We start from the raw sequence: 6,000 nt of genomic DNA on the forward strand, positions 1-6,000 counted from the left end.
GTACGCTGAAGTAAACTCCATTGGAGCATATTCGAACGTGGTGTGCTATCGGGATAAATAGGAACGTTATTAATTATAATAATTAAATTAGAAAAGGTCAATGGAAAAGTTGCTGTTAAGACATTGGGAGGTTTCTTTCCAGTTCCGTTTTTGCGGTTTTCTCCCTAAATAAGCCCCAAACAATTAGACTTAACGTAATTAATAAACCATCTAACGATAAGATATACCAAGGATAGGGACCAAGGACATCTAATAGGCTGGTGCTGCTTGGCTTATGGCTTAAAAACATATAGTTTCCGCCCACCAGCTTATTAATGAGCATAATAATTGGCATAAGAACATTTAAAAAGATAAATAACTTTAAAACGGACCAGATGGTTGGCCGGTATCCTTTTGCCCATGTAAAATAGAGTGGCACCCAAATGCTCATTAAATGAGTATAAAAAAAATGATAAAACCGAAAATGCGGGAAGTCATAATTTAATAAGGGAGTAAAAATGGCCTGAGATGCTCCTAATAATGCGGTGAATAACAATATTTCGTAGAATATCTTTTTTCTAGTTAATAGTAAAATGATATTTAAAATAAGACTGATGCTGCACAACTCTAGAGGGATAGCGTGACTTATATCCCAGTTGCCATTTATTAACATCCAGATATGATAGGTTACTTCTATTGTAATTAACGAAATAGCTGCTCCAATTTCCCAATTTCTTGTCTTGTCTGTTTTTAACTTTTGTCTATATAGATAAATGCAGCTTGCCACTACCAGTAAGAGGACAATAATGAAAAAGTGACTAACGGAAAACATTTCAAAATGATAATTTTTCGAACTACCACCGAACCACCCCAAACGAACACCCCCTATATTTTGTACTTTACCATGCTTTGAATTCAGATAAAGTCGAAAGTTAGTTAAATAAAAAACAAATTAACCATTAATTTGGCAAATATTCAACGGGTGCCCGACACTGGCCGTATATGATATAATAGTTTGTCGAAGAAAAGCGATTATGAAATACAGTAGTTAGTTACTGGGAATAAGCATGAGGACAAAAATGGCGAACAGAAAGCCAAACATGTCCGCATGAAGCCGTCATGAGGACACAAAAGGCGAGCAGAGAGATAAACATGTCCGCATAAAACCTTCATGAGGACAAAAAAGCTGGACAAAGTGCCAAACATGTTCACATGAAGCCATTATGAGGACAAAAAAGTTGGACAAAGAGCCAAACATGTCCCCATGAAACCCACATGAGGATCAAAAGAGCAAACAATCAATTTTGTCCCCTTAACAAGAACCGTAAATTCTTAAATAAATAGATGAAAACCTGGAGGTCATTATGGCTGGTTATACGCCGATGATACAACAATATCTTACGATTAAGGCAGATTATCAAGATGCCTTTTTATTTTTTCGCTTAGGCGACTTTTATGAAATGTTTTTCGACGATGCTATCAATGCATCTCAAGAATTAGAAATCACCCTTACAAGCCGTGAGGGCGGATCGGAAGACAGAATCCCAATGTGCGGCGTGCCGTACCACTCCGCTCCGAACTATATCGAACAATTAATCACAAAAGGCTTTAAAGTGGCTATATGCGAGCAAATGGAAGATCCCCGGCAAACAAAAGGAATGGTAAAACGGGAAGTCGTTCAGCTCATCACACCAGGAACCGTGATGGACGGCAAAGGACTAACAGACAAAGAGAATAACTATCTTGCATCCATTACAGCCTTTGACGATCAAACCTTTGGCTTTGCCTATAACGACATATCCACAGGAGAAAGCCGAGTTACTCTTCTATCTAATAATTTTGATGAAGTGCTCAACGAATTGGCTGTCTTAAGCGCCAAAGAAGTGGTAGTAGCCAGCAATTTTGATGGGGAATTACAAAAGAAAATGCGCGAACGCGATGTGCTCGCCATCTCTTTTGAGGATAATAGTTCAATAGAAATGAATTTTGTCCACCTGCTTGAAGGGCTTAACCAAGAAAAATTAAAGCAAACAGCAGCAAGGCTGTTTCACTATTTATTCCGCTCCCAGAAAAGAAGCTTAGACCACCTTCAACCGGTGACGACCTATCAAATTCAGCAATATATGAAAATTGATTACTATTCAAAACGAAATCTAGAGCTAACCGAGACAATCCGTTCAAAGGGTAAAAGAGGTTCATTATTATGGTTGCTGGATGAAACAAAAACAGCCATGGGCGGAAGGATGCTCAAACATTGGATCGACAGACCGTTGATTCAGCAAGCGGAAATTGAGCACCGTCATAACCTTGTAGATGTGTTAATCCAACATTACTTTGAACGTCAGGAGCTTCGTGAAAACTTAAAGGAAGTCTACGATTTAGAGCGTTTAGCTGGCCGTGTGGCATTTGGCAATGTGAATGCCCGCGATTTAGTCCAATTAAAGCGCTCCTTACTGCAGGTCCCTTTTTTAAAGCAAATCCTGCAAGGAATGCAATATGAACAAATGAATGAAATCGCCGAAAAGCTAGATCCATGTGAAGAAATAACGGATTTACTAGAACAGGCAATTGTAGACAATCCTCCGCTTTCGTTAAAAGAAGGAAATATCATTCGCGACGGTTATAATGAGCAGCTTGATCAATATCGTGATGCCAGCCGAAACGGGAAAAGTTGGATTGCCCAGCTGGAGAGGGAAGAACGGGATAAAACCGGGATCAAATCCTTAAAGGTCGGCTTTAATCGCGTGTTTGGATATTATATCGAAGTGACTCGTGCTAACCTGCATCTGTTAACCGAAGGTCAATATGAGCGGAAGCAAACATTAACAAATGCCGAACGTTTCATTACCCCTGAGTTAAAAGAAAAAGAAGCGTTAATTTTACAAGCTGAAGAAAAATGCGGGGAGCTGGAATATAATTTATTCACAGAAATTCGGGAAATGGTGAAAGAGCAGATTCCTCGCCTTCAGGCATTAGCAAAAGCCGTAAGTGAATTGGACGTCTTACAATGCTTTGCCCAGGTCAGCGAAGAACGCCGCTATGTGAAGCCACAGTTTTCGAATGAACGCCGCGTTGTCATTAAGGATGGCCGTCATCCGGTTGTCGAAAAAGTACTCAACAAGCAGGAATATGTGCCAAACGACTGCTTTATGGACAGTGACCGTGAAGTTTTGTTGATTACAGGCCCTAACATGTCAGGTAAAAGTACGTACATGCGCCAAATCGCTTTGATTGCCATTTTAGGGCAAATCGGCTGTTACGTTCCTGCTTCAGAAGCGGTACTCCCGATTTTTGACCAGGTCTTTACAAGGATTGGTGCCGCGGATGATTTGATTTCCGGGCAAAGTACCTTCATGGTCGAAATGCTTGAAGCCAAAAATGCGATTGCCAATGCTACTCAAAACAGCTTAATTTTATTCGATGAAATCGGCCGGGGAACCTCCACCTACGACGGAATGGCGCTTGCTCAGGCGATTATTGAATACATTCATGAGCGAATTGGGGCCAAGACGCTTTTTTCCACTCATTATCATGAGTTAACGGTATTAGAAGAAGAACTATCGAAGTTGAAAAATATCCACGTCAGCGCGATTGAACATAACGGCAAGGTTGTTTTCCTTCATAAAATTAAAGAAGGTCCTGCCGATAAGAGTTACGGGATTCACGTGGCCCAGCTCGCAGAACTACCTGCTGAATTAATTAAAAGGGCGAGTGAAATTTTAGCAGAGTTGGAGCAGACGGATGTTCAGCCGGCACCAAAAGTCAAAGTTGAGCAGCCAGTCCCAGAGCTAAAAGCCGAAAAACCTGTGGACCAGCTGGCTCAGTTATCCTTTTTCGATGAGCCAGCCCAGCCGAAAAAAGCGGAACCTTCCTCCAAGGAAAAAAGAGTGTTAGAGAAAATAAAAGAATTAGATTTATTAGATGTTACACCGCTTCAAGCGATTAACCTGCTGTATGAGCTCCAGAAAAAGTTGAAGTAAGGAGGCGTTATGGATGGGCAAGATTATCCAATTAGATGAAATTTTATCCAATAAAATAGCAGCTGGAGAGGTAGTCGAACGCCCTGCCTCTGTTGTAAAAGAACTTGTGGAAAATGCGATTGATGCGGGCAGTACCGTGATTGAAATTGAAATCGAAGAAGCCGGGCTTGCAAAAATCCGCATTACTGACAATGGCAATGGAATAGAGGAAGACGATGTCTTGATCGCCTTCCAACGCCATGCCACAAGTAAAATTAAAAATGAAAATGACCTGTTTCGGATTCGGACGCTGGGATTCCGAGGGGAAGCTTTGCCAAGTATTGCCTCCGTTTCTAAACTTGAAATGAAAACTTCGACTGGAGAAGGTGCCGGCAACCGAGTATTGATTGAAGGCGGAAAGGTCGAAGTATATGAAAAAGCATCAGCGAGGCGCGGTACCGATATCACGATTACCGATTTATTTTTCAATACACCAGCTCGTTTAAAATATATGAAGACGATTCATACCGAACTAGGTAACATTACGGATGTGGTGAACCGCCTGGCGCTCTCGCATCCGGAGGTTGCCTTTCGCTTAATCCATAATGAGCGGAAACTGCTGCAAACAAACGGAAACGGCGATGTCCGCCAGGTATTAGCATCAATTTATGGAATGGCAATTGCCAAACAGCTTGTTCCGGTTTCGGCTAGCTCGCTGGATTATAAAATTAGCGGGTTTGCATCGATGCCCGAAGTAACAAGGGCATCAAGAAACTATATTTCAACGATGATCAATGGTCGCTTTATTAAAAATTATCCTTTGGCTAAAGCCATCCAGGAAGGGTACCATACCTTGCTGCCAATTGGTCGTTATCCGATTGTTCTATTAAATATTGACATGGACCCGCTTTTAGTAGACGTCAATGTGCATCCGTCAAAAATGGAAGTCCGAATCAGTAAGGAAGCCGAGTTGAATGAACTGGTTACTACGATGATTAAGGATACGTTTAAATCGAAGATCTTAATCCCATCAGCTTACACACCTGTGAAAAAGGAAGAACCAAAATCGGAGCAAACGGCTTTAAACCTTGATGAAGGGACTCAGGTTGCGAGTAACCCGATTGAAACGCCATGGGTGCGGCCAGTATTTACGGAAACCATTCAGGAAACGACTTTTATACCACCTGTTCAGGTTGAACGCATTCCTGTTAAGCGGGATGTAGTGGAGCCAGTATCTTCTCCTCTAACGACTGTAGAACCGATGGATGAAGAGGATTTTGTGGATACCAATTTACCGCTTGAACCCGAACCGGAAGAATACATTGCTCCTATGGATAAAGTGGTGGCTGGAAGCCGGATTCCGCGCCTATATCCAATCGGGCAGATGCATGGTACCTATATTTTTGCCCAGAATGAAAATGGCTTATATATCATCGATCAACATGCTGCGCAAGAACGTTTAAAGTATGAGTATTTTCGGGAAAAAGTAGGACAGGTTGCGTCCGAGCTCCAAGAATTGCTTGTTCCGATTACGTTGGAGTATTCAACAGATGAATATGTAAAAATAACTGAGAATTTGAGTGAGTTAGAAAAGGTGGGGGTATTCCTTGAGGAATTCGGATTAAATAGTTTTATTGTCCGTTCCCATCCACAATGGTTCCCTAAAGGGGAAGAGAAACAGATTATTGAGGACATGATTGAACAGGCATTATTGATGAAAAAAGTAGATATTAAGAAGCTTCGAGAAGAGGCAGCCATCATGATGAGCTGTAAAGCCTCGATTAAAGCAAACCGACATCTACGAAATGATGAAATTCAGGCACTGCTCGATGACTTGCGAAAAGCATCAGACCCGTTCACCTGCCCACATGGAAGACCCATCATTGTGCATTATTCCGTCTATGAGATGGAGAAGATGTTTAAACGGGTAATGTAAGATTTTTTGCCCGCTGGCAGGCGGTACTATAAGGAAGTCGGTCAAAATAAATAATTATATTGCCCGCAGGCAGGCTCAATAATAGGAAGTCAGTCAAAATAAATGATTATATTGCCTGCTGGCAGG

General features: G+C 41.5%; 3 protein-coding genes. 2 read left to right on the plus strand and 1 reads right to left on the minus strand.

Annotation, left to right across the window (positions count from 1 at the left end; genetic code table 11):
• Positions 1 to 115: 115 nt before the first annotated feature.
• Positions 116 to 853, minus strand: coding sequence for a YwaF family protein (locus tag JOC76_RS22660; protein WP_205181045.1), 738 nt, complete (start codon positions 851 to 853; stop codon positions 116 to 118).
• Between the two features lie 490 nt (positions 854 to 1,343).
• Between JOC76_RS22660 and mutS the strand changes: the two genes are divergently transcribed.
• Positions 1,344 to 3,959, plus strand: coding sequence for a DNA mismatch repair protein MutS (gene mutS / locus JOC76_RS22665; RefSeq protein WP_205181046.1), 2,616 nt, complete (start codon positions 1,344 to 1,346; stop codon positions 3,957 to 3,959).
• Positions 3,960 to 3,972: 13 nt separating this feature from the next.
• The gene (mutL, locus tag JOC76_RS22670) at positions 3,973 to 5,874 is read left to right on the plus strand and encodes a DNA mismatch repair endonuclease MutL (RefSeq protein ID WP_205181047.1); all 1,902 of its coding nucleotides are present in this window, start codon (positions 3,973 to 3,975) and stop codon (positions 5,872 to 5,874) included.
• The last annotated feature ends 126 nt before the right edge of the window (positions 5,875 to 6,000 follow it).

Source organism: Neobacillus cucumis (genome assembly GCF_016908975.1).
Taxonomy (GTDB): domain Bacteria; phylum Bacillota; class Bacilli; order Bacillales; family Cytobacillaceae; genus Neobacillus; species Neobacillus cucumis.

Bases quoted from the DNA above. Each gene is read 5' to 3' on its own strand.
- mutS (WP_205181046.1), top strand. From the start codon at position 1,344: ATGGCTGGTTATACGCCGATGATACAACAATATCTTACGATTAAGGCA.
- mutL (WP_205181047.1), top strand. From the start codon at position 3,973: ATGGGCAAGATTATCCAATTAGATGAAATTTTATCCAATAAAATAGCA.